Source organism: Mucilaginibacter sp. P1_D10 (assembly GCF_056406215.1).
On sequence record NZ_JBFUAP010000001.1, the window covers coordinates 316043 to 340676 of the forward strand.

At 48.4% G+C, this 24634-nt stretch carries 17 protein-coding genes; 11 read left to right on the top strand and 6 right to left on the bottom strand.

Going from position 1 to position 24634, the window contains the following annotated elements:
- Positions 1-32: 32 nt before the first annotated feature.
- Entirely contained in the window at positions 33-1787 is a 1755-nt protein-coding gene (gene ilvB / locus AC1DYT_RS01435) for a biosynthetic-type acetolactate synthase large subunit (RefSeq protein WP_477467877.1), read from the bottom strand.
- A gap of 90 nt (positions 1788-1877) precedes the next feature.
- Positions 1878-3590, bottom strand: a complete 1713-nt coding sequence (ilvD, locus tag AC1DYT_RS01440; RefSeq protein WP_477467878.1) for a dihydroxy-acid dehydratase — start codon at positions 3588-3590, stop codon at positions 1878-1880.
- Positions 3591-3989: 399 nt separating this feature from the next.
- On the opposite strand from ilvD, the gene AC1DYT_RS01445 reads away from it, so the two are divergent.
- The 3 genes from AC1DYT_RS01445 (at position 3990) to AC1DYT_RS01455 (ending at position 6907) form a co-directional block, all read left to right on the top strand.
- On the top strand, positions 3990-4775 hold the full coding sequence (locus AC1DYT_RS01445) for a Fic family protein (protein ID WP_477467879.1): 786 nt from the start codon (positions 3990-3992) through the stop codon (positions 4773-4775).
- 66 nt (positions 4776-4841) lie between these two features.
- Positions 4842-5759 (top strand): DUF6263 family protein, encoded by a 918-nt coding sequence (locus AC1DYT_RS01450; RefSeq protein WP_477467880.1) that lies wholly within the window; start codon positions 4842-4844, stop codon positions 5757-5759.
- 98 nt (positions 5760-5857) lie between these two features.
- Positions 5858-6907: a carboxypeptidase-like regulatory domain-containing protein gene (locus AC1DYT_RS01455; protein ID WP_477467881.1), complete on the top strand. Its 1050-nt coding sequence runs from the start codon at positions 5858-5860 to the stop codon at positions 6905-6907.
- A 72-nt stretch (positions 6908-6979) separates the two neighbouring features.
- Here the strand turns inward: AC1DYT_RS01455 and AC1DYT_RS01460 are convergent, their stop codons facing one another.
- Positions 6980-9523: an ATP-dependent Clp protease ATP-binding subunit gene (locus AC1DYT_RS01460; RefSeq protein ID WP_477467882.1), complete on the bottom strand. Its 2544-nt coding sequence runs from the start codon at positions 9521-9523 to the stop codon at positions 6980-6982.
- Positions 9524-10395: 872 nt separating this feature from the next.
- On the opposite strand from AC1DYT_RS01460, the gene AC1DYT_RS01465 reads away from it, so the two are divergent.
- Positions 10396-12843 (top strand): glycoside hydrolase family 95 protein, encoded by a 2448-nt coding sequence (locus AC1DYT_RS01465; protein WP_477467883.1) that lies wholly within the window; start codon positions 10396-10398, stop codon positions 12841-12843.
- A gap of 68 nt (positions 12844-12911) precedes the next feature.
- Here the strand turns inward: AC1DYT_RS01465 and AC1DYT_RS01470 are convergent, their stop codons facing one another.
- Genes AC1DYT_RS01470 through AC1DYT_RS01480 form a run of 3 tightly spaced genes read right to left on the bottom strand, consistent with a single transcriptional unit; the run spans position 12912 to position 15765 of the window.
- Positions 12912-13472: a GNAT family N-acetyltransferase gene (locus AC1DYT_RS01470; RefSeq protein ID WP_477467884.1), complete on the bottom strand. Its 561-nt coding sequence runs from the start codon at positions 13470-13472 to the stop codon at positions 12912-12914.
- Complete coding sequence (locus AC1DYT_RS01475; RefSeq protein WP_477467885.1) at positions 13469-14053, bottom strand: DUF1543 domain-containing protein; 585 nt, start codon at positions 14051-14053, stop codon at positions 13469-13471. The genes AC1DYT_RS01470 and AC1DYT_RS01475 overlap by 4 nt, the downstream gene beginning before the upstream one ends.
- The gene (locus tag AC1DYT_RS01480; protein WP_477467886.1) at positions 14050-15765 is read right to left on the bottom strand and encodes an FAD/NAD(P)-binding protein; all 1716 of its coding nucleotides are present in this window, start codon (positions 15763-15765) and stop codon (positions 14050-14052) included. Before AC1DYT_RS01480 ends, AC1DYT_RS01475 begins: the two co-directional genes overlap by 4 nt.
- 479 nt (positions 15766-16244) lie before the next feature.
- Here AC1DYT_RS01480 and AC1DYT_RS01485 point away from each other — a divergent pair, with 479 nt between their 5' ends.
- The 7 genes from AC1DYT_RS01485 to AC1DYT_RS01515 all read left to right on the top strand — a co-directional run bounded on the left by AC1DYT_RS01485 (position 16245) and on the right by AC1DYT_RS01515 (position 24522).
- Positions 16245-17909: a UxaA family hydrolase gene (locus AC1DYT_RS01485; protein WP_477467887.1), complete on the top strand. Its 1665-nt coding sequence runs from the start codon at positions 16245-16247 to the stop codon at positions 17907-17909.
- 14 nt (positions 17910-17923) lie between these two features.
- Positions 17924-18688 carry an SDR family NAD(P)-dependent oxidoreductase gene (locus AC1DYT_RS01490; RefSeq protein WP_477459650.1) on the top strand — a complete coding sequence of 255 codons (765 nt, stop codon included), beginning with the start codon at positions 17924-17926 and terminating at the stop codon, positions 18686-18688.
- Between the two features lie 6 nt (positions 18689-18694).
- A complete protein-coding gene (locus tag AC1DYT_RS01495) occupies positions 18695-19552 on the top strand; it encodes a fumarylacetoacetate hydrolase family protein (RefSeq protein ID WP_477467888.1) in 858 nt (285 codons plus the stop codon).
- Between the two features lie 50 nt (positions 19553-19602).
- Entirely contained in the window at positions 19603-20352 is a 750-nt protein-coding gene (locus tag AC1DYT_RS01500; RefSeq protein WP_477467889.1) for a (Fe-S)-binding protein, read from the top strand.
- On the top strand, positions 20349-21716 hold the full coding sequence (locus AC1DYT_RS01505) for a lactate utilization protein B (protein ID WP_477467890.1): 1368 nt from the start codon (positions 20349-20351) through the stop codon (positions 21714-21716). The genes AC1DYT_RS01500 and AC1DYT_RS01505 overlap by 4 nt, the downstream gene beginning before the upstream one ends.
- Positions 21717-21820: 104 nt before the next feature.
- Complete coding sequence (locus AC1DYT_RS01510; RefSeq protein ID WP_477467891.1) at positions 21821-22417, top strand: LutC/YkgG family protein; 597 nt, start codon at positions 21821-21823, stop codon at positions 22415-22417.
- A 131-nt stretch (positions 22418-22548) separates the two neighbouring features.
- Positions 22549-24522, top strand: a complete 1974-nt coding sequence (locus AC1DYT_RS01515; protein WP_477467892.1) for a sialate O-acetylesterase — start codon at positions 22549-22551, stop codon at positions 24520-24522.
- Positions 24523-24634 lie beyond the last annotated feature (112 nt).

Sequence of the window (24634 nt, forward strand, 5' to 3'; positions counted from 1 at the left end):
TTCCTCTGCCAGCCGGCGGAGGTTAGGGGCTATTATTTTAATCTTATTTCGCTTACGCTGCATCCTTGAGGCACCATCGGGAAAACGTTGTTCTCTTTGGTAACCATTACTTCTAACAGGAATGCGCCTTTGTGGCTCATCATTTCGTTTAATGCAGGGATCAAATCCTCGCGTTCCGAAATTGATTTTCCATCAATACCGTAGCCTTTTGCCACCATCACAAAATCAGGGCTTTGGATATCTACGAAAGAGTAGCGACGCTCGTTAAACAGTTCCTGCCACTGGCGAACCATGCCCAGGAAACGGTTATTAAGGATGATGATTTTCACATCAACTTTGCTTTGCATAATGGTACCCAGTTCCTGCAAGGTCATCTGAAAACCGCCATCGCCGATAATGGCGACAACATCGCGCTCCTGCGCACCAAATTTAGCGCCTATGGCAGCCGGAAGGGCAAAGCCCATTGTACCCAAACCGCCGCTGGTAACGTTGCTGCGGGTTTTATTGAGCTTGGCATAGCGGCAGGCCACCATCTGGTGCTGGCCTACGTCGGTTACGATAACGGCATCGCCTTTGGTAATCTCGTTCAGTTGTTTGATAACCTCGCCCATGGTCATTTCGCCGCTTTCGGGGTTCAATTCTTTATGGATTACCGCTTCCACTTCTTTCGCAGTATATTCATTGAAGGTGTTCAGCCATTCGGTGTGCTGTTTTCCTTCAACCAAAGCAGTTAGCATTGGCAGGGTTTCTTTACAATCGCCCCAAACGGGTACGGTTGATTTTACGTTCTTGTCGATCTCAGCAGGGTCAATATCCAGATGGACAACCTTTGCCTGTTTAGCGTATTTATCAAGGCGACCTGTTACGCGGTCGTCGAAACGCATGCCGATGGCGATGAGCACGTCGCAATCGTTAGTCAGTACATTCGGCCCGTAGTTGCCGTGCATGCCCAGCATGCCAACGTTCAAAGGATGGTCGGTAGGGATAGCGCCTGCGCCTAATACGGTCCAAGCCGCCGGTATACCGCTTTTCTCTACAAAGGCTTTAAATTCCTGCTCGGCACTGCCTAATATTACACCTTGTCCCCATATGATGAATGGTTTTTTTGCCGAATTGATCAGCTCGGCGGCCTCTTGTATATACTGCGGGCGAACAATAGGTTTTGGCCGGTAGCTACGGATATGGTTACATTTTACGTAACCCTCGTAGCTGAATTTTTGTATTTGCGCGTTCTTGGTGATATCTATCAAAACCGGGCCCGGGCGACCGCTTTTGGCAATGTAGAATGCCTTCGCGATAACTTCCGGTATTTCGGTAGCATCGGTAACCTGGTAATTCCATTTGGTAACCGGGGTGGTGATGTTGATCACATCCGTTTCCTGGAAGGCATCGGTACCTAAAAGGTGCGCGAAAACCTGACCGGTGATACAAACCAATGGTGTGCTGTCTATCTGTGCATCGGCCAAACCGGTAACCAGGTTGGTGGCGCCGGGGCCACTGGTGGCGAATACCACACCCACTTTGCCCGAGGTACGTGCATAACCCTGACCGGCATGTATGCCGCCCTGCTCGTGACGCACAAGGATATGATCTAATTTGTCCTTATAATCGTATAGCGCATCATAAATTGGCATGATAGCACCGCCGGGGTAACCAAAAATGGTTTCCACACCTTCCACAATCAAAGCCTCTAATAAAGCTACCGACCCCGAAACTTCAATTGCCTGGGATTTCACAGATTCTGCCGTGATTTCACCGATTTCTTGTGTGATTGTTTGTACTTCCATATTGACACCGATTACACTGATTATTTTGATTCCACCGATTTAGGTGGCTTGTTTATTCTTTTGTCTTTTATCTCTTCGTCCTTAATCCTTTTAAGGCATCTCATCCGTAACACAACCTTCTGCAGCCGATGTAACGGTTTTTGCATAGCGGTATAATAAACCTTTGGTCACCTTAAGTGCCGGTTGCTTCCAGGCTGCCTTGCGAGCTGCCATTTCTTCGTCGGACAGGATTACGTTGATTTTATTGGTAGTAGCATCAATGATAATCTTGTCGTCGTCTTTAATGAGGGCAATTGCGCCACCATCGTATGCTTCCGGGGTGATGTGACCCACCACAAAACCGTGCGTGCCGCCGCTGAAACGGCCATCTGTAATCAAGGCTACCGAACTACCCAAACCTGCGCCGAAAATGGCCGAGGTTGGTTTCAGCATCTCGGGCATGCCGGGTGCGCCTTTAGGACCAACGTTGCGGATAACCACCACATCGCCTTTTTGTACACGGCCACTTTGGATGCCTGCTATCAGTTCAAATTCACCATCGAACACGCGGGCGGGGCCTTCAAAATGAGTGCCTTCTTTGCCGCTTATCTTGGCAACGCTACCACCTTCGGCAATATTGCCGTAAAGTATTTGCAGGTGACCGGTTGCTTTTATCGGGTTCTCTACCGGGAAGATGATTTTTTGCGTATCGAAGCTCATTTCGGGCACCGATTCTAAGTTTTCCGCAATCGTTTTGCCGGTAACAGTAAGGCAATCGCCATGCAACCAGCCTTGCGACAGGCAATATTTCATCACAGCCGGAACACCACCAACATTATGTAAGTCTTCCATCATGTATTTACCGCTTGGCTTCATATCAGCCAGTACCGGTATGCGGTTACTTACGGTTTGGAAATCGTCCTGTGTTATTTTTACGCCTACGCTTTTGCCCATGGCTATCATGTGCAAAACGGCGTTGGTGCTGCCGCCCAATACCATGATAACCACCATAGCATTCTCGAATGCTTCGCGGGTCATGATGTCTGATGGCTTGATGTCCTTTTCTAATAATATCTTGATGGCCGCGCCTGCTGCCAGGCATTCGGCTTTTTTCTCTTCGCTTAAGGCTGGGTTTGATGAGGAATATGGTAAACTCATTCCCAACGCCTCGATGGCGGCAGCCATGGTATTGGCCGTGTAAACACCGCCACAGGCACCCGCACTCGGACACGCATTTTTAATCACGCCCAAAAAATCCTCAGGTGTAATAGTGCCGGCCATTTTTTTGCCCAGGGCCTCAAATGCCGATACGATGTTAAGGTCTTCGCCTTTCCAGTGGCCGGGTTTAATAGTACCACCGTACACCATAATTGAGGGGCGGTTTAAACGGCCCATAGCCATAATGGAGCCCGGCATGTTTTTATCGCAACCCGGCAGGGTAATAATGCCATCATAATACTGCGCGCCGGTAACAGCTTCAATAGAATCGGCAATAATGTCGCGGCTCACTAAAGAGTAGCGCATGCCTTCGGTACCGTTGCTCATACCATCGCTTACACCAATGGTATGGAAAATCAGGCCCACCATATCCTCGTTCCATATACCCTGTTTAACCAGTTTGGCCAGATCGTTAAGGTGCATGTTGCAGGTGTTACCATCATAACCCATGCTGGCCACGCCGACTTGTGCCTTACGCATATCATCGTCCGTTAAGCCAATGCCGTATAGCATAGCCTGTGCAGCCGGCTGGGTTGGGTCCTGCGTAAAGGTTTTGCTATACTTGTTCAATTCTATAGCCGCGGTAATATCTGATGATGAACTCATTTTTTGTATTTTACGATTGACGTAAACAGTAAATTTGTTGACGGATAATTAGGTTCTAAACTGTCTCTGTAAGTTAGATATAGCTCCCGCGAATAACAACAGAATAAAAAAATATTTTTAAAAAGTATATTGTACTTTATTAATTTCTATATCGAAATAAAATTTGCTAAATATACATATTAATAAAATATAATTTTTAACAACTTATACCAAAGTTTAAAACGGTATTTGGTATGGTTTTTATGCATGCATAATAAGTTGTCGAAATTCTGCCTGAAATGGGGTGCGGAGGTGGGAAATTTAGTGGAATGACCCGATAAATTTCGTCTATTAAATTTGAATAACGCAAATACATTAATCAAATGTTATTTAGTTAACATTGTACCATTAGCGACAGGAATGAGCAGACTTGACCTCGAAATATTGCCTACCAACTTATTGCAGGAATACTGCGATAGTTTCCCTGCCAATATATCGACGGAATTTGATCAACTGGAAGATAGCGCCCTGTCGGCTGATACTTTCAGTTTTTATACTTCTGTTTCTGCCGTGTTTTCGTCTAAGATAGAGGGTGAGCGGATAGACCTTGATTCGTTCGTGAAACACAAAATATCCGGGGCAAAGTTCCTGCCCGATTACACGCAGAAGATAGATGATCTGTACGACGCATACCTGTTCGCGCAAGCCAACAACCTAAACGCTGAGGCCCTGAGGCAGGCTCATGTTTTGCTTACCAGGCACATCCTCCAAAATGAGCAGCGGGGTAAAGTACGTACAGATAACATGTTCGTGATAACCACTGATGGTAAGATAGAATATGTTGCCTGTTTACCCGCCGAAGTAGAAAGTGAGTTGGAAAAGTTTTATAAGGATATAGCGTTGCTGGTTGTCGTTGAACTAAGCATGGCCGAAGCTTTTTATTTCGCATCTCTTATCCATTTGCTTTTTGTGAAGATACACCCTTTTTATGATGGTAACGGCCGTACCGCACGGCTGTTGGAAAAATGGTTCCTGGCGGAGAAACTCGGTGAAAATGCCTGGTACCTGCAATCGGAAAAACATTATTACGACGAGCATGCTACCTATTATAAGAACATCAGGTTGCTGGGCCTTGAGTATGAGGCGTTGGATTACAGTAAGGCGATGCCTTTTTTGAGAATGTTGCCGCAAGGATTGAACGCCTGACTTTGGCCTTTTCCATTTGCTATTCCTAAAAACTATCTGCATCTTTAACTGACTGCAAATAGAAATATGAAAAAAATCCTAACCTTATTACTGCTGTTTATCGGCATAAACAGCTACGCGCAAACGGCCAAACTCGAACTTAACCTCCAAAAAGACAGCACTTATAATCTTACCATGAATGCGGATATGGACATAGACCAGCTGATAAATGGCGTGCACCAAGTGGTGAAGACCACTATTAGCGGTACTACTGCCCATAAAGTAATCGCTATAAAGGATACTTTATATGAAATGGAAGTTATGTATAAAAAGCTCGGCATGCACATGGAGATTGGTGGTAAGGTAATTGAATTCAGCAGCGACCTTAAATCTGAGGACCTGGTATCGAAATTTGTACGTAGCATGCTTAACAAGCCCTTCCTTATTGTGATGAGCAAACGCGGAAAAATTTTGGAGGTTAGAAATATCGACAGTTTGTTTGCCGGTATTGCAAAAGACTTTCCACAGCTGAGTGAAGCCCAGGTAGCACAGATGATGACGCAGATGAGGCAATCATTCGGTGAGAAAAGTATTAAGGGGAACTTGCAGGAAACCTTTGTTATATTCCCAAAAGAGCCACTTGCGGTAAAGAGTAGCTGGACAACCACAAACGGCATAGAGGCGGCGGCTATTTCGATAACTACAAAAACCACCTACACGCTGAACGCCATTACCGATAAATATTACGACGTAAGCGGCGCTGCTGTTATTACGTCTGATAAAGAACCGCTCTTTAAAAAATCGGGGGGCTATTTTATACGACTAATGCAACCAACCGGTAGTTATGATGCCCGGATGAAAATAGATAAGGTTACCGGCTGGGTTACCGAAAGCCAAATCACCAAAAATATCTCGGCGACGGCAGAGGTTAAAAAAACGGAAGACGGGCCGATAGAGCTATCATACCCGATGAAAATTTTGATGAAGTTTACAGGAAGTAATTAACGGTTTTAAGAAGCCGCCTTTGGGTAGCTGATTACCTTTTCTGTTTCTAAGTGTTCAAATCGGATGTAGTTCCGTTTACCGTCTGAGTGCTAAACCATATGAGATATTGCTTTTTACTTTTTCTGTTTGCTCCCTTTGCATGCCTGGCACAGGTAACCATTACAGGCAAGATTATAAACGCTGCTGATAACAAACCCATTGCCAATGCCAGCGTATTTTTAAGCAATGCTACCGTGGGCGATAAAACCGCCGAAGATGGCAGTTTTAGCTTGCGTAACGTGAAACCCGGCCAATACGAGTTCGTGGTTTCGGTGGTTGGTTTTGATACTTACCGTGAAACAGTACGGGCGGCCAACGAAGCTATCAGCCTGCCGGATATCAAGCTTTTGGCAAAAACTACCCAGTTGAAAGAAGTTAAGGTAGTAATAGACAACGATTGGGAGAATAACCTTCAGAAATTTAAGGATGATTTTTTAGGTACATCCGCCGCCGCCCAGGATTGTAAAATAGTCGACTTCGATGCCCTCTCGCTTGACTATGATAAACGCAAGCGCATATTAACAGGTTCATCCTACGATTTTTTGGTGATTGAAAACAAGTACCTGGGTTACCGGATAAAGTATCTGCTGAACAAGTTTGAAAAGAATGAACAATCAGGCGTGTTGTATTTTGAAGGTTCATCTACGTTTGAGGAAATGCAGGGCTCGCCGACCCAAAAACGCCGCTGGAAAAAAAGACGGCGTGAAACTTATCTTGGCTCCTCCATGCACTTTTTGCGCTCGTTAATTGTAGACAGTACGGCACAGGAAGGGTTTGTAATTTACCGGTTGATAAGGAAGCCAAATCCGGCTGCAAATGGTTTGAATAACAAGTTTATACAAACGCTGGTGAAGGTACCCATTGTCGCCTCAACTTTTTTGCATCCTACAGATTTGTCCGGTATTTATGCTATTGGCTTCGACGATTGTTTATACATTAAATATAAGAGCTCGGATTCCACTATTTTAACTATAAAAGCCAACTATGCTTTTTTCGATCAGAATGGCATCATCTCTAACCCGGCCTACGTATTATTTGAAGGCGATTGGGGGCGATACCGTATTGCCCAACTGCTGCCGGTAGATTATGAGCCGGTGGTGGATAAGTGATAAGCGCGTATCACCTCCACAAAAAAAGCCCCCGAATTTCTCCGGGGGCTTGCAATATCTCAAAAGCTTCGCTTATTGCTGTTGCTCTTCTTCGGGCGTTTTGTCTTCGCCGGCGGCTTTGTTTTTGGCTACCACTTTCACCTGCTCAGCATCTTTGTCGTAATCCACTTCCATGGTATCGCCTTCAGTAAGTTCACCTTTTAGTATCTCTTCGGCAATCGGGTCCTCCAGGTATTTCTGGATAGCGCGTTTCAACGGACGGGCACCGAATTGCGAATCGTAGCCTTTCTCGGCAATGAATTCTTTGGCGGCCAAAGTCAGTTCTATTTTATAACCAAGGCTGTTCACACGGCCAAACAGGGCTGCAAGCTCGATATCGATAATTTTGAATATCTCGTCTTTACCCAATGAGTTGAACACGATAACATCATCTATACGGTTAAGGAACTCAGGAGCGAAAGCGCGTTTCAAAGCGTTTTCTATTACACCACGAGAGTGCGAATCTGCCTGCGTAGTTTTTGCAGCGGTGGTGAAACCAACACCCTGGCCAAAATCTTTCAGTTGGCGTGCGCCAATGTTTGAGGTCATGATGATGATGGTGTTCCTGAAATCAACCTTGCGGCCTAATGAATCAGTCAGCTGGCCTTCATCCAATACCTGCAGCAGGATATTGAATACATCCGGGTGTGCTTTCTCTATCTCATCCAATAACACAACGGCGTATGGTTTGCGACGTACCTTTTCGGTCAGCTGGCCGCCTTCTTCGTAACCTACGTAGCCCGGAGGCGCACCCACTAAGCGCGATACGGCGAATTTCTCCATGTACTCGCTCATGTCTATCTGTATCAGGGCGTCCTCGGTATCGAACATAAAACGGGCAAGCTCTTTGGCAAGCTCGGTTTTACCAACACCGGTTGGGCCCAGGAATATGAACGAGCCGATAGGCTTTTTAGGATCTTTTAAACCTGCACGGGTACGTTGTATAGCGCGGGTAAGTTTTTTGATAGCGTCGTCCTGGCCGATGATTTTGTTAGCAATCGTTTCGCCCATGTTCAGCAGTTTCAGGCTGTCGGCCTGGCCCACGCGCTGTACGGGGATACCGGTCATCATGGCAACAACTTCTGCCACGTTATCTTCAGATACGGTGTAGCGTTTAGATTTCGTTTCGGCTTCCCAAACAGCTTTAGCCTGGTCAAGCTCCTCTAAAAGATGCTTCTCGGTATCGCGCAGCTTGGCTGCTTCTTCGTATTTCTGGCTGCGTACAACCTTATTCTTTTCGATTTTTATCTGCTCAATCTTCTGCTCAATATCCAGTATCTGTTGCGGTACATGGATATTGGTTAAGTGCACGCGCGAACCCGATTCGTCCAATGCATCTATAGCCTTGTCCGGTAAAAACCTGTCGGTAATGTAGCGGGTGGTTAAGGTAACGCAAGCATTGATGGCCTCATCAGTATAAGTTACGCCGTGGTGCTCTTCGTATTTTTCTTTAATGCGGTTTAGTATCTCAACCGTTTCGGCAGGCGTGGCAGGTTCTACCATCACCTTTTGGAAACGACGGTCCAAAGCCCCATCTTTTTCAATGTACTGGCGATACTCATCAAGCGTGGTTGCGCCGATGCATTGTATCTCGCCACGGGCCAAAGCCGGTTTGAACATGTTAGAGGCATCCAACGAGCCGCTTGCGCCGCCCGCACCAACAATGGTGTGTATCTCATCGATGAACAGGATAACATCCGGAGATTTTTCCAGCTCGTTCATCACCGCTTTCATACGTTCTTCGAACTGTCCACGGTATTTGGTGCCTGCCACTAAAGAGGCAAGATCCAAAGTAACCACGCGTTTATTGAACAGCACGCGCGATACCTTGCGCTGTACGATGCGTAAGGCCAAACCTTCGGCAATGGCGCTTTTACCTACGCCCGGTTCGCCTATAAGGATAGGGTTGTTCTTTTTACGACGGGATAGTATCTGCGATACGCGTTCGATTTCTTTTTCGCGGCCTACGATTGGGTCTAGCTTGCCTTCTTCGGCAGCTTTGGTAAGGTCGCGGCCAAAGTTATCCAGTACCGGGGTTTTAGATTTGATATCTGATACCTTTTTAGGCTGGGTAAAGCTGTCGTCCTCTTTAAAATCGTCGTCGCCGCCGGTAGATGAGCCTGGCATCTCGTCCGTAACGTCGTTCTTGTGCGATTCCACCTCGCTTTTGAACACTTCGTAATTAACGCTGAACTGCGTCAATATCTGCGAAGCTATGTTGTCTTCATCGCGCAGGATAGAGAGCAGCAGGTGCTCGGTGCCTATAACGTCGCTCTTGAAAATCTTCGCTTCGAGGTAAGTGATCTTTAATACTTTTTCGGCTTGTTTGGTCAGCGGGATACTGCCTATATGCACGTTGGTGCCTATGGTGCCTTTCACAGCATCTTCCACGGCGCGGCGCAGTTTGGCGGTATCAACAGTGAGCCCTTTCAATAGTTTGATTGCCACGCCATCGCCATCACGGATGAGGCCCAGCAAAAGGTGCTCTGTACCTATATAATCATGGCCAAGGCGCAACGCCTCCTCCCTGCTGTACTGTATCACATCCTTTACACGCGGCGAAAATTTAGCTTCCATATATACCTTTCTGATTATGATCGTCCTAATCTATAAAATTGTTTTAAGTAATCAAGGCGATAGTTTTTAGTTTTATCAACAATGTTGCCAGTTTTTTATCTTAATCGTAAACAGACAATCTGGTGATAAACACCCTGCTTAAACGGAATAAGATAATTGCGCCTTTTGTTTTCTTAACTTTAGAACCGCTTGATTTTTATATAAATACGGCAAAAACCTATTGTTGAGATGCGTTTTTGACGGATTAGTTTAGTGCCTTGCCGGTAAACCCTGTTTTTTTATTTAAGCAGGGCAATTAGTCATCCCCGGTATGACAATACGGCATGTGGCTTTTATTCCCCGGTTTGTCCCGTCCTGTCAAAAGCAAACCAAAGGATTTGTATCGTAATATACAAGTTATCCGATGAATTTTACATGAAATTTATGGAAAGGACAGTGGTGCAGCATGATAGGAGGAAATTATGAAAGATGATGAATAAGTTGATCACGTTAGTATTGGTATTTGTTTGTGTTATCTGCCGGGTGCAGGTAAACTTATTATATCCCGCCCCACATGTGGCTAAACCATCGGCAACAGGTTACAAAAGTAATCCTAATTAAAGCCAGCGAAATGCCTTACTTTAAAGCAGCATTCCCGGATATGTTAATCGTGATGGTATCGACGAAGCCAATCGAGATTTATATAAGAGGGGCTGCGAAAAGATAATGGGTTAATTCTTTTGAAGCCAAATCCCGGACTTTTGGGAACAACTGCAATACCACTACGGCAACGTTTGCGTAAAATAAATCCCTGCCAATGTTTTGATTCCAGCCAAAACAAGTGTTATTTAGAAGGTTAATTACAATCGATTGTCATAACCGATAACCCAACTATGAAGAAGCTATTTGCCTTGATGCTGCTTGCGGCGCCGATTGCCGGCCTGTGCCAGCAACCCCTCAAACTTTGGTACAACCAGCCCGCTAAACGCTGGACACAGGCGCTGCCCGTTGGCAACGGTCGCCTGGGTGCCATGATATTCGGCAAGCCGGAGGATGAGCTTATCCAACTTAACGAAAGTAGATTGTGGTCGGGCGGGCCGGTATCTGGTCCCGTAAACCCCGGTTCACCGGCCTACCTGCCACAGGTGCGCGAGGCTATCTTCGCGGGCGATTATAGAAAGGCCATCGAGCTGAGTAAGAAGATGCAGGGCCATTACTCGGAAAGCTACCTGCCGCTTGGCGACATCCGTATCAAACAAATCACGGGCACGGTTGGCACCTACTGCCGCGACCTGGACATCAGCAATGCTATCGCCACCACAAAGTTTACGGCCAATGGTGTTACCTATAAACGCGAAGTGTTTTCTTCGGCGCCTGCCCAGGTAATGGTAATCAGGCTCACAGCCAATAAGCCCGGGCAGCTTAGCCTGAAAGTGCTGACCGCTACGCAGTTGAAGAATACCAAGACCGTCGTATCGCCCAATACCCTGCTCATCGCGGGCAAAGCGCCTACCCATGTAGACCCCAACTACATCAACCTGCACCGCGATCCGCTGCGATACGATGATTCGCTTACCAAGGGCGTGCGCTACGCCTGGCTTACCAAAGTGGTAAACAAAGGCGGCACAATCGCCGCGGATACTTCGGGTATCCGCATCAACCATGCCACAGAGGTTATCATATACATATCGGCAGCAACCAGCTACAATGGCTTCGATAAAAGCCCCGTTACCCAGGGTAAGGATGAGCTGGCCATCAGCAAAAAATACCTCGCAGCCGCTGCCCTGAAGCCGTACGCCGCATTGCTGGCCGCGCATTTGAACGATTATCACCATTATTTCAACCGCCTGTCGCTGAAACTAACCGGCAGCCGCCCCGATACCGTTACCCTGCCTACCGACCAACGCTTGCTGGCCTACACCAAAGGCGATATAGACGTGGGGCTGGAAACGCTGTACTTCCAGTTCGGGCGGTACCTGCTTATCTCAAGCTCGCGACCTGGCGGCACGGCAGCCAACTTGCAGGGCATATGGAACAACGAGCTGCGCCCGCCGTGGAGCTCTAACTACACCACCAATATCAACGCGCAGATGAACTACTGGCCTGCCGAGATAACCAACCTGAGCGAGCTGCACCAGCCCCTGCTGCACCTTACCGCCGATTTGGCGGTTACCGGCAAGAAAACCGCCAAGGAGTTTTATAATTTGAACGGCTGGGTGGTGCACCACAATAGCGATATATGGGCATTGTCTAACCCCGTGGGCGATGGCTTTGGCGACCCGATGTGGGCCAACTGGGCCATGGGCGGCGATTGGTTGTGCCGCCACCTTTGGGACCACTACCTGTTCACTAAAGACGAAGCCTTTTTGCGCAATAAAGCCTACCCCCTGATGAAGGGCGCGATAGATTTTACCCTGGGTTGGCTGGTAAAAGATAAGGATGGCTACTGGGTTACCGCGCCGAGCGGATCGCCCGAGAATGCTTTTAAGGACGAGAACGGCAACGTGGGCACCGTTGCTTTGGGTAGCACCATGGATATGTCGATTATCCGCGATTTGTTTGCGCATTATATTGCCGCATCAAAAAAATTGAATTTGGACAAGGCGTTGCGCGATACCGTTATTGCGCGGCAAGCTAAATTGCTGCCTTTCCATGTGGGCAAAAAAGGCAATTTGGTAGAGTGGTATAAAGATTGGGACGAAACCGACCCGCACCACCGTCATGTATCCCACCTGTTCGGGCTTTTCCCGGGCGAGCAGATATCGCCGCTTACCACGCCGGATTTGGCGGCCGCTGCCCGCAAGACGCTCGAATTGCGCGGCGACGATGGCACCGGATGGAGCAAGGCCTGGAAAATAAACTTCTGGGCGCGCTTGCAGGATGGCAATCACGCCTACAAGTTAGTGCGCGACCTGCTGCACCTCACCGGAGAAGAAGGAACCGACTACGCTCAGGGCGGCGGCACCTATGCCAATTTGTTCGATGCGCACCCGCCGTTCCAGATAGACGGCAACTTTGGGGCCACAGCGGGCATTGCCGAAATGCTGCTGCAAAGCCAAACCGGCGATGTTTACCTGCTGCCCGCCCTGCCCGATACCTGGGAGAGCGGTACCGTGAAAGGCCTTAAGGCACGCGGCAACTTTGAGGTGGGCATCAGTTGGAAGGCGCATAAATTAACAGCTGCCACCGTTACATCGGTAGTAGGCGGGCAATGTCAATTGCGCAGTAACTGGCCGGTAAAAATTGCGGGTGTAGGTACGTCTAAACCCGATGGCGGCAGCTATCTGCTTACCTTCATATCAAAGAAAGGTGCTACGTACCAAGTATTGGCAGTTAAATAGATAATCGTTGATAGCCCGTCTTGCCATTCGGGGGAGACCTAAGGATAGCATGACGGGGTTATTAATTTCTATATTAATTGCTTTTGCAAATGATAATGCCTGCCCCCAAGCAGTCCTTTCTCGCCCACAACCTCGAAGCCCAGTCCCGTATAGAGCTTTTGCGCTTTCTCGTTTCCCTTGCTTACCAGCAGGCCCACGGTACGGTGCCCTAACGAAGCGGCGCGCTCAAACAATGCTTTTATCAAGCTTTTAGCAATGCCCTTGCCCTGGTACTGCGGGAACACCGCCAGGCAATCAATATAATATTCGCCTGGTTGGGTTTCATCCTCGGGTGTGCCGCTGAAGCCGAGTTCGGCGCGGGTATAGGTTAAAAACGGGGTGCGCAATTCGTCAAGCTTGCCGCCATCATAAGCCACTATTGCCCCACAAATGGCGTTGTTTTCTTCATAGAGCAAAATGTTCTCGTAGCTGTATTGGTTGGCCTTTAACCCAGCGAAGCGCGTGAAAAGCGCATCGATAATTAGCGGGTCGTTACTATTTGCGAATTTGCCTGCAAGTGGCATACCCATAGCCAATTGTATGAGTTGGGAGATGGCAGGAGCATCGGCCGGTTTGGCTGGGCGGGTCATAATTTCTCTAATCTAAAATACCCTAAATGTACTTCATCCTCGGGCAACCCCTCGGCGGGTGTTATCTCGATGTGGTATTTCTCTTTTAATTCGGATGATAGCATATCCTCGATATTATAGATATCATCCACATCGATCCCGTACTTATCATCAATATGGGAGTTAGCCCCCTTCATGCCGGCGATGGTATTGTTGCGGAAGAATACCGTTTTCTTGGATTGCTGTATGGCGGCTGCGCGTTCGGTTTGTACGGTTAAGATGGTATAATGCTGCTCTTCCAGTTTTCCAGATTGGTAACCGCCCAGGTTAATGAAGAACAGGCGGTGTTCGGTAAGCACGTTTGCTTCTTCCTTCAAAATAACCTTAATGCGGTAGCCGTCCACATGGCCCACTTCGCGCCAGCCATCTACATGCAGGGTGCTGCCGGTGTTTTTCCAGAAGGTTTTGATATCGGGCACCAGTTCTTTTAACGATGCGGCTATCCCAAAGAAAAAGTCGTGCTGCTCCACATGTCTGCCGGGCGCTTTAGAGCCAAGTAGCAGCATGTATAGTTTCATTTCGGTTGATGTTTGTGCGCTCATACTTTGATTTTAAGCAAGGCTTCCATAACTAGCCCTGATGCTGCTTCGCAAAAATCAAGTCCCGAGTAATCGGGATTGTAGCCGCCAATATACGGCACGGCCATCATATAAATACGGTCGTTGTGTGCGCCACGTTCATCTATTACCTGGAAGTTATCGTTTACGGCAATGCCCGGTACGATCAAATAATAATTGCCTTTACCATCTGTTTTAACTTTCCTCGCGTCTTTTTCTATTGCCTGCTTACCCTTTTCCGCATCCCTGAACTTCAGCGTGGCAGGTGTTACCGATTTGTTTTTGATGAGGCTTGGATAAGGCAGGTCGTCATAGGCTAAGTGTGGCTGCCCTACAGAATCTATAAAGGTTTCAAAATGATCGGCGTTTTTTTTACCGGTATCATCTGTGTACTCATATATCGCACCAACCGGTTGTCCGGGTTTTACCTCGCTATCTTCTCCAACTGAAACAATTTCCAATATCCCAGCATCGTGCATAGCCATCAGTTCCTCGCAGGAGCTTTGCGGAATATAAGCGATCACCACAGAGATGAGCGGCTGTAATACTTTTTGCAGCCGTTGCATATCCTCGGCAGATAAATGCTTTGCGGGGTAATTCATCGCGAAGCTTAATACGCCCAGCATTTCCTTCCAGTAAACAGATTTGTTTGCTTTTATGGAACGTTCTGCTTCTACATATTCAGCTTTCAGCAACTCAAAGGCATCTTGTTCCTCTCGCTTTTCCATCATCTCTGTAACAAACTCCTCCATGCTCATATCCTTGATGTGGGCATAAAAATCAGGTTGCTTTTCGCGGATAGGTTCTTTGAAGTCCTTCTCGAAAATATAATCCAGCGACAGAAAGCCATCATTGTGTTTGATGTGTTCATCTACTTCTTCCTCACTCAATATGGAATCATTCTCCAGGTGCGGGTTATCTAAATGAAACCGTACTGCAGGCAGCAGTCCGTTGCGTGAATGCAGGATGATTTTAAAGTCAGGGCTATCGGCACCCAGATGATAAACACGCGTGCCGTCTTTTTCAATCGAGAATTTCCCATTTCCACGTGCCAGTGTGCGTATCGCATCCACCGCAGTAAGCGACGAGCCCTTGATGGCAACCGCATGGTTTGTTTTGATGCATAGCTTCGCAGGGGGATACGGCGAATCAAAATAACCCGGCACCTTGTCTTCGTATTTTTTTGGCCAATTGTGCCCTGTGCAGATAATTACAGTATCGAAATGTTGCAGGCGATTGCCATTCACTTCTACTGCAACTTGCTTTTCGTCCGGTTTGTCGATAATATCGGTAACCGTGCTATCAAAATAAACATCTACGTTTATGCTAAGCTTCAGGGCCTGTTGCATCAACAAATCGTACTGGGCCGACAAGTATTGCCCGAAAAGCAGGCGCGGCAGCACTTTGTAGTCGTTATAGCTTTGCGGGGTGATTTGATAATGATCCAGCAAATCCTTCGGTGCCGCGGCAATCCAATCGGCAACGGGAGTTACCAAATCAGGTATCTCATTGCCCGATACATTAGTGATATGCTCGTCGTTCGCGCCCTCGAGGCTGTAAGGCATGCCCGCGCCAAGCTGTTTTTTGCGCTCGAATATGGTTATGTTGATGCCGGTACCGCTGGTATCAACCAATCGTTTAAACATAAATAGCCCGCTTGGGCCCCCTCCAATTATAGCGACGCGTGTGTTGTTCATAAAAATGCCGGGTAGCTAATATGTAGCCTGATAGTAAATGGGAAACACCGGGGATTTGTTTTAACTTGTCCGGTAAAATGCAGATGAGGTTTTAGCTTAATAACTATCCCAATATCGCTTAATAGTTGGCATATAAAGGTTAAGCATTGTTAAGATGCATGCCTTTCCTTTGTAAGCTACTTATGTTAGCGTGCGATAATGCGGCTTGTGGCGATTTCATTCCTTGCAACGGGAAGGGTAAGGCATGCGGATTGGCGTATTTTCGGAATGGCCTATTTTGTGCGTAAGTCTTCTCATAGGTTCGGGTCAGCCAGCCATGTTAAATTTAATATAAATAATTATAAAACACTCAGCTTATCGGATAGCGATATCGTCCATCTTTTTTTGGATATTATCCATTTTAAACAAAGAGCGGGTGGTTAATTTTACGTGCCGATAATATAAGCCCCATCCGATAGCAGCAAACCAATAATACTACCATGGTAACAAAAGAGAAACTTACCTTCCTGCAGATACACCCTGCCGATAACGTATTGGTGGCCCTTACCGATTTGCCAAAAGGCACGTCTATACAGCACGGAAATACCAGCCTGGTATTGGCCAATGATGTAGCCGGTAAGCACAAATTTACCCTTGAGGCATTGCAGCCGGGCGACGAGATACACATGTATGGCGTATTGGTAGGCAAGGCCAGTCAGCACATACCGCAGGGCGGAGCAATTACTACCGAAAATATCCTGCACGCCGCCGACGGTTTTAAGCTGGGCAGCCGCAAAACGCAATGGCACCAGCCCGATGTAAGCGCTTACGCGGATAGGACCTTTATGGGCTACCATCGTACCGATGGCAGCGTGGGCACGGCCAATTACTGGCTGGTAATACCGCTGGTGTTTTGCGAGAACCGCAACATCAATGTATTGAAGGATGCCATGCTGGAAAAACTGGGCTTCGCTAAGCCCCGCGGCTACGAAGACGAGGTGGACCAATTGATAGATATGCTGCAAACGGGCAAATCAGTTCAGGAGATTTTACAGGCGGATTTAAAGATGACGGCCCAAGGCGAATCATCGAGGAAAGTATTCGCTAACGTAGATGGTATCAAATTCCTGAACCACGATATGGGCTGCGGCGGCACACGTACAGATTCTGATGCGCTTTGCGGATTATTGGCGGGCTATATTACGCATCCCAACGTGGCGGGCGCGACCGTATTGAGCCTGGGCTGCCAGCATGCACAGGCCAGCATTTTGCAGGATGAGATAAAAAAACGCGACCCCAATTTCTCAAAGCCCTTAGTGATTTTAGAGCAGCAAAAGCTGGGCACCGAAAGCCGTTTACTACACGAAGCTTTGAAACAAACTTTTGCCGGGCTAATAGAAGTGAATAAACAACAGCGCGAACCTGCAGCCTTAAATAAACTGAATATCGGTTTGGAATGTGGCGGCTCGGATGGGTTTTCCGGGATCTCGGCTAACCCGGTGCTGGGCTATCTGTCGGATATACTGGTAACCCTTGGGGGCAGCGTGGTACTGGCCGAGTTCCCCGAGCTTTGCGGCGTCGAGCAGGAACTTAGTGACCGCTGTATAGACGAACCAACGGCACAGAAATTCATGAGCCTGATGACCACTTATGCCGCCAGGGCCGAGGCAGACGGCTCGGGCTTTTACGCCAACCCATCGCCCGGCAACATCCGCGACGGGCTGATCACCGATGCCATCAAATCTGCCGGGGCGGCAAAAAAAGGCGGCACCTCTCCCGTGGCGGCCGTGCTGGATTACCCGGAAAAAGTGACCAAACCAGGCCTCAACCTTTTGTGCACCCCAGGAAGCGACGTGGAAAGCACCACGGCAGTAGTGGGTTCGGGCACAAACATTGTGCTATTTACAACAGGTTTAGGTACGCCAACCGGGAACCCGATTGCGCCTGTAGTAAAGCTATCAACCAATACCAAATTACATAATCGCATGCCCGATATCATCGATTTTAACTGTGGTACCATCATAGAGGGCGAAGAAACTATAGAACAAGCAACGCACCGATTGCTGGATTACGTGGTGGAGGTGGCCAGCGGCAACATCAGGCCGAAGGCAGTGCAATTGGGTCAGGACGACTTCATTCCCTGGAAGAGAGGCGTTTCATTATAAACTTAAGATAAAGCATGTTCAGCTTAGCAAATAAGATAGCCGTCATTACCGGCGGCGGCAGCGGCATAGGTAAAGCCATCGCCTTGCTGTTTGCCCAACAAGGAGCAACCGTACACATCATCGAATTGAATGCCGATGCGGCAACCGGCGTAGTGGAAGAGATTGCTACTGCAGGCGGTAAAGCTGAATCGCACGCCGCCAATGTGGCCGATCAGCAGGCGGTATTAGGCGTATTCGGTAAGATAGGCAAGGTAGATATCCTGGTGAACAACGCGGGCATTGCCCACGTAGGCAGCCTGCTGAACACCGGCGAAGCCGACCTGGACCGTATATACAATGTAAACGTAAAGGGCGCCTATAACTGCCTTTTTGCCGCCGTACCATCCATGAAACAACATGGCGGCGGTGTTATCCTCAACATGGCATCCATTGCGGCGCACGTGGGTATTACCGATAGGTTTGCCTACAGCATGAGCAAAGGCGCCATTTTCGCCATGACGCTTTCTGTAGCGCGCGATTATATGGCCGATAATATCCGCTGCAACAGCATATCGCCAGCGCGTGTGCATACGCCATTCGTGGATGGCTTTATTGCAAAGAATTATGCCGGCAAAGAGGCGGAAATATTCGAGAAGCTATCCAAAAGCCAGCCCATTGGGCGCATGGGCAAACCGGATGAAGTAGCTTCGCTGGCCTTGTACCTATGTTCAGACGAAGCCGGATTTATCACCGGTACCGATTACCCTATCGATGGTGGCTTTATTACTTTAAACAACTAACAGCAAATGAAACTAATAAGATTTGGCAACGCCGGCGAAGAGAAAACAGGCATACATATTAATGGCGTTAACTACGATGCCTCTTTTTTGAACAGCGATTACGATGAGAAATTCTTTGAACGCGGCGGTGTTGCCGAATTGGAAGCTTACTTAAAAGCGCACCAAAGCGAACTAAAGCCGATTCCTGAAGGAACGCGTTTAGGCAGCCCCATAGCCAGGCCGTCAAAAATCGTATGTATCGGCCTTAACTACGCCGACCACGCTAAAGAAACCAACGCGGCAACGCCATCAGAACCCATTATCTTCATGAAAAGCACCACCTCGCTGGTAGGCCCAAATGATGAGATCATGATCCCCCGCAATTCGGTAAAAACCGATTGGGAGGTAGAGCTTGCAGTGGTAATCGGCAAAAAAGCCTCTTATGTGGATGAAAGCGAAGCTGCGGATTACATTGCAGGCTATGTGCTGCACAACGATGTATCCGAACGCGAGTTCCAGTTGGAGCGTAACGGTACCTGGGACAAAGGCAAAGGCTGTGATACCTTCGCGCCGATGGGTCCTTATTTGGTAACGCCGGATGAGGCCGGCGACGTAGATGCGCTGCGCCTTTGGTTAACTGTAAATGGCACTAAAATGCAGGATGGCAACACTTCTAACTTCATCTTTAAAGTGCCATTTGTGATTTCCTATATCAGCCAATTTATGACCTTGCTTCCGGGCGACGTGATTTCTACCGGCACACCTGCAGGCGTAGGCCTGGGCTTTAAACCGCCCGTGTACCTTAAACCTGGCGACGTGGTTGAATTGGGCATCGACGGTTTAGGAACTTCGAGGCAGGAAGTAGTGGCTTACGCAAAAGCATAAATCATACAGTAGAGGACAGTTAATATATACATATACTGCAGATTTGTAACATGAAAGTAGGCTTGTTTATCCCCTGTTACGTCGACCAGTTTTACCCCAACGCGGCTATTGCGACGTTGGAGTTGCTGGAAAAGCTTGGGGTAGAGGTAGGTTACCCGCCGCAGCAAACCTGCTGCGGGCAGCCCATGGCCAATTCGGGTTACGAACATTTAACCGGGGGATGTAACGACCTTTTTGTGGATAATTTTGCAGAATACGATTACGTGGTATCGCCATCGGGTAGCTGCGCCCTGCACATTAAGGAGCACTTACATTCACACGATAACGAGGAAGCCGCAACCGGCATCCGCAAGAAAATATACGAGCTTACAGAGTTTTTAACCGATGTTTTAAAGGTTGAGAAGCTGGAAGCCAAATTTCCGCACCGTGTTGGCCTGCACCAAAGCTGCCACGGCCAGCGCGGATTAAAATTGGCGCAAATGACGGAATTGACCGCCGCGCCCTACTCCAAACCCGGCAGCTTGTTGGGGATGGTAGAAGGAGTGGAGCTGGTACCCTTAACCCGTAGCGATGAGTGCTGCGGCTTCGGCGGTACTTTTTGCGTAGCAGAGGAGGCTGTATCGGCTAAGATGGGTAAGGACCGCGTTGCAGATCATATCCACGCCGGCGCGGAATACATCACCGCTGCCGACCTGAGCTGCCTGATGCACATGGAGGGCATCCTCAAGCGACAAAAAAGTAATGTAAAGGTGATACACATTGCCGAGATACTAAATGGCGTAAAGGAGCCTGTAGCATGAAGGATCACGCCGAACTCTCTGAAGTATTTAATAAAGACGAGCAGCGCGTAAACTGGCACGACGAAACCCTGTGGTTTGTGCGCCAAAAACGCGATAAAGCCTCGCACCAGATCCCCGACTGGGAGGAACTGCGCGAAGCCGCTTCGCAAATAAAGCACAACGTATTATCCAACCTCGCGGACTATCTGGAGCAGTTTGAGCGGCAGGCCAACAATAATGGTATTCGCGTGCATTGGGCGGCAGATGCCCAGGAGCATAACCAAATAGTTCACAGTATTCTCAGACGCCATGGCATCAGCCAGATGGTGAAAAGCAAATCTATGCTTACCGAGGAATGCCACCTGAACCATTACCTCGAAGAGCAGGGCATTAGCGTGGTGGATTCCGATTTGGGCGAACTGATCGTTCAACTGGCCAAAGAACCGCCGAGCCATATCGTACTGCCCTGCATCCACAAAAAAAAGGAAGAAATAGGCGATATATTCCACGAGCATTTGGGCAGCGCCAAAGGCGAAGCCGACCCGCAGGTACTTACCGAAACGGCCCGCATCCACCTACGCAATACCTTTTTGTCGCGCAGGGCTGCCCTAACCGGCGTAAACTTCGCGGTAGCAGAAACCGGCGAATTTGTGGTGTGCACCAACGAGGGTAACGCCGATATGGGCGCGCATCTTTCTGATGTACACATCGCCAGCATGGGGATAGAGAAACTAATCCCTAAACGTAAAGACCTTGGCGTGTTTCTGCGCCTGCTTACCCGCAGTGCAACGGGCCAACCCATTACCACATATAGCAGTCATTTTAAAAGGCCAAGGCCGGGGCAGGAGATGCACATCGTACTTGTGGATAACGGCCGCAGTGTACAGTTGGGTCGCGAAGATTTCCGCAACTCGCTAAAATGCATCCGTTGCGGCGCCTGCATGAACACCTGCCCGGTTTACCGCCGCAGCGGCGGGCATAGCTATCACACGGCAGTTGCTGGTCCGATAGGCTCTATTTTGGCCCCAAATCTGGACATGAGGCAATACGCGGATTTGCCCTTCGCCTCTACGCTCTGCGGATCGTGCAGCAACGTTTGTCCGGTGAAGATCGATATCCACGAGCAGTTGTATAAATGGCGGCAGGTAATTGTAAAAGAGGGGTACGGCGATAAAAAGAAAGCCGCTGCTATGCAGGCGATGGCCTATACGCTGTCCTCGCCAAAGGTTTACCGGTTGGCAGGCAAAGCAGGCCGCTGGGTAATCAAACATGCGCCTTTCGCGGTAAACAATCCGTTGAATCCTTGGTACAAACAACGGGATATGCCCGATGCGCCGAAGGAATCATTCGGGGAGTGGTACCTTAAGAATAGAACCAAGAAATAAGAGACAAGAGACAAGAGACAAGAATCAAGAGACAAGAATCAAGAATCAAGAGACAAGAATCAAGACATAAATAAATTCGACATCGAACATTCGATATTAATAAAATGACCACCCGTGATAAAATATTAGCAGACGTACGCCGCAACCAGCCACCATTGGTAGCTGCGCCGGATATTGCCGTTTGGGAAGGTAAAGCCCAGGCTAAAGGCGCATTGCTGGAAACTTTCGCAACCGTTGCCGGTAACGTAGGCAGCAGGCTGGTGCTGGTTGATAGTATCGCTGATTTGAAATCTCATCTGGTAATTACCCCGGGTTCGCGGGTATTAACCTCCCTGCCCGAATTGCTGGATATAGCCAAAGATGCCGCCCTGTTTGCCAATAATGCCCCGCACGAAATGGAAAACGTCGAGCTGGCTATTTTGCAGGCGGAGTTCGGTGTTGCTGAGAACAGTGCGCTCTGGGTAACCGAGAAACAAATGGGCACCCGCGTGCTGCCTTTTATCTGTCAGCATTTGGCATTGGTTGTAAAAGCTACGGATATCGTGCCCGATATGCATGCCGCTTACCTCCGCACCCAGGGCAGCGATCATGGCTTTGCCGCATTCATCGCCGGCCCATCAAAAACTGCAGATATCGAGCAGTCTTTAGTGCTTGGCGCGCATGGGCCGAGGAGTTTAAGCATATTTGTTTTGGTGGGTTAATAGGTTCATTAAATCTGTCAGGGAAGTTACTTTAAACAGGTGACTCCTCTGGAGCAATTACGATTCTCCTCAATAGAAATGCCCTTTTATTTCATCAAATAAAAACCAATATTTGCCCTAACCTTAAATATATGAAAATCCTTCGTACCCTCCTCCTTATCACGCTGTTGGCCGCTGCCCTTTGTGCCGATGCAAAAGTTGTTTTATCCTCCACCTTTAGCGATAATATGGTGCTGCAACAAAAAACAAAAGCTGCCATTTGGGGCAAAGCCGAACCGGGCAAAACCGTGTCGGTTAGCACTACCTGGAGTACAAAAAAATACACAGCTATTGCCGGTGCCGATGGTAAATGGAAGATAATGCTGGCCACACCAAGCTATGGCGGCCCATATGATATTACGGTAAGCGATGGCGAAGCTATCACCCTTAAAAACGTGCTGATAGGCGAGGTTTGGGTAGCGTCCGGGCAATCTAACATGGAGTTCCCGGTATCGGGCTGGTTTCAGGTGATTAATTACCAGCAGGAGCTGGCCGATGCGCAGTACCCCAATATCCGCCTGTTACAGGTAGAGCAGGCCAACAGCAACGTTGCCCTTGATGACGCCAAAATTACCGGCGGCGGTTGGCAGCCCTGTACCCCGCAAACAGTAGCAAAGTTTTCTGCTGTGGCTTACTTTTTTGCAAGGGATATTTACAAAAAAACGGGCATTCCCATTGGTTTGATACACTCCTCATGGGGCGGCACTATTGTAGAGGCCTGGACCAGCGAGAACACCGTGAAGCAATTGCCCGACCTGGCCAAAGCTTACCACACGATGAAAAGCCTGAACAAAGAGCAGAGCCTCGCCCTGTATAACACCGAAATGGCGGCCTGGCAAGCGGCGGTTATAGCGAAGGATGGCGGCTACCAAAACGGCGTACCCGTTTGGGCGGCGCCAAATATTGATTCGACAGGCTGGAAAACCATACAATTACCCGGTGCCTGGGAAACAGCTGCACTGCCCAATTTTGATGGTATTGTTTGGTTTCGTAAAACAATAAATGTGCCCGATGCAATGGCAGGGAAGGAACTTACGCTTAGCCTTGGCGCTATTGATGATAACGATATCACTTTCGTTAACGGTGAAAAAATTGGGGAGACCAACAATTATGCCGCGCCCCGTAATTACATTATCCCGGGAGAAAAAGTAAAAGCAGGCCAGTTGGTTATAACCGTACGCGTTGTTGATACCGGCGGCGGCGGCGGTTTCATGGGTAAAAAAGACGTAATGTTTTTGCAAAGCAAAACCGGCGAACGCATTCCGTTAGACGGGCCATGGCAGTATAATGCAGCGGTTGATTTAAAAGGCTTCCCAGCGCCTGTGCTAAACGATGGGCCAAACCGACCCTCGGTGCTGTACAACGCCATGATAAACCCGTTTACCCAATACGCAGTAAAAGGCGCCATATGGTATCAGGGCGAAGCAAATGCAGACCGTGCACAGCAGTACGGCGAACTGTTCCCCGCATTAATAAACGATTGGCGCCGCGACTGGAACAACCCCAAAATGGCTTTCTATTTTGTGCAGCTGGCCAATTTTATGCCGGTTAGTCCGCAACCCGTACCATCGGCCTGGGCCGAATTGCGCGATGTGCAGGCCGCCACTTTAGCCCTGCCTTACACCGGCATGGCCGTTGCGATAGACGTAGGCGAGGCCCTGGATATCCACCCAAAAAACAAGCAGGAGGTAGGCCGCAGACTTGCGCTGATTGCCCTGGCCAAAAATTACGGGCAGGCGGATGCCTATTCAGGCCCGGTTTATAAATCCTTTAAAATCAATGGCGATGCTATCGCCGTAAAATTCAAGCACGCGGATGGCCTGAAGGCTAAGGACGGCGCACTTACCGGCTTCGCTATAGCGGGTGCCGACCAGAAGTTCTACTGGGCCGATGCCGTGGTAAACGGCAATAAGGTAACCGTGAGTAGCCCGAACGTGAAAAACCCCGTAGCCGTACGCTACGCCTGGGCCAATAACCCGGTTTGCAATCTGTATAACGGGGCCGGGTTGCCTGCATCGCCTTTCCGTACGGATAGCTGGCAGTACAGCACTTTCGGGAAGAAGTAAGTAAATAATTAATATTCAGTATTTTAAAATAAAAAGGAAAAGTCGAAAGCTTTTCCTTTTGTCATTTATAACTAATAATTTCAAATAACGGAACGTTCGTTCCATTTTGATT

Excerpts from the sequence above, each read along its gene's own strand:
- ilvB (WP_477467877.1), bottom strand. The coding sequence starts at position 1,787 with ATGGAAGTACAAACAATCACACAAGAAATCGGTGAAATCACGGCAGAA.
- ilvD (WP_477467878.1), bottom strand. The coding sequence starts at position 3,590 with ATGAGTTCATCATCAGATATTACCGCGGCTATAGAATTGAACAAGTAT.
- AC1DYT_RS01445 (WP_477467879.1), top strand. The coding sequence starts at position 3,990 with ATGAGCAGACTTGACCTCGAAATATTGCCTACCAACTTATTGCAGGAA.
- AC1DYT_RS01450 (WP_477467880.1), top strand. The coding sequence starts at position 4,842 with ATGAAAAAAATCCTAACCTTATTACTGCTGTTTATCGGCATAAACAGC.
- AC1DYT_RS01455 (WP_477467881.1), top strand. The coding sequence starts at position 5,858 with ATGAGATATTGCTTTTTACTTTTTCTGTTTGCTCCCTTTGCATGCCTG.
- AC1DYT_RS01460 (WP_477467882.1), bottom strand. The coding sequence starts at position 9,523 with ATGGAAGCTAAATTTTCGCCGCGTGTAAAGGATGTGATACAGTACAGC.
- AC1DYT_RS01465 (WP_477467883.1), top strand. The coding sequence starts at position 10,396 with ATGAAGAAGCTATTTGCCTTGATGCTGCTTGCGGCGCCGATTGCCGGC.
- AC1DYT_RS01470 (WP_477467884.1), bottom strand. The coding sequence starts at position 13,472 with ATGACCCGCCCAGCCAAACCGGCCGATGCTCCTGCCATCTCCCAACTC.
- AC1DYT_RS01475 (WP_477467885.1), bottom strand. The coding sequence starts at position 14,053 with ATGAGCGCACAAACATCAACCGAAATGAAACTATACATGCTGCTACTT.
- AC1DYT_RS01480 (WP_477467886.1), bottom strand. The coding sequence starts at position 15,765 with ATGAACAACACACGCGTCGCTATAATTGGAGGGGGCCCAAGCGGGCTA.
- AC1DYT_RS01485 (WP_477467887.1), top strand. The coding sequence starts at position 16,245 with ATGGTAACAAAAGAGAAACTTACCTTCCTGCAGATACACCCTGCCGAT.
- AC1DYT_RS01490 (WP_477459650.1), top strand. The coding sequence starts at position 17,924 with ATGTTCAGCTTAGCAAATAAGATAGCCGTCATTACCGGCGGCGGCAGC.
- AC1DYT_RS01495 (WP_477467888.1), top strand. The coding sequence starts at position 18,695 with ATGAAACTAATAAGATTTGGCAACGCCGGCGAAGAGAAAACAGGCATA.
- AC1DYT_RS01500 (WP_477467889.1), top strand. The coding sequence starts at position 19,603 with ATGAAAGTAGGCTTGTTTATCCCCTGTTACGTCGACCAGTTTTACCCC.
- AC1DYT_RS01505 (WP_477467890.1), top strand. The coding sequence starts at position 20,349 with ATGAAGGATCACGCCGAACTCTCTGAAGTATTTAATAAAGACGAGCAG.
- AC1DYT_RS01510 (WP_477467891.1), top strand. The coding sequence starts at position 21,821 with ATGACCACCCGTGATAAAATATTAGCAGACGTACGCCGCAACCAGCCA.
- AC1DYT_RS01515 (WP_477467892.1), top strand. The coding sequence starts at position 22,549 with ATGAAAATCCTTCGTACCCTCCTCCTTATCACGCTGTTGGCCGCTGCC.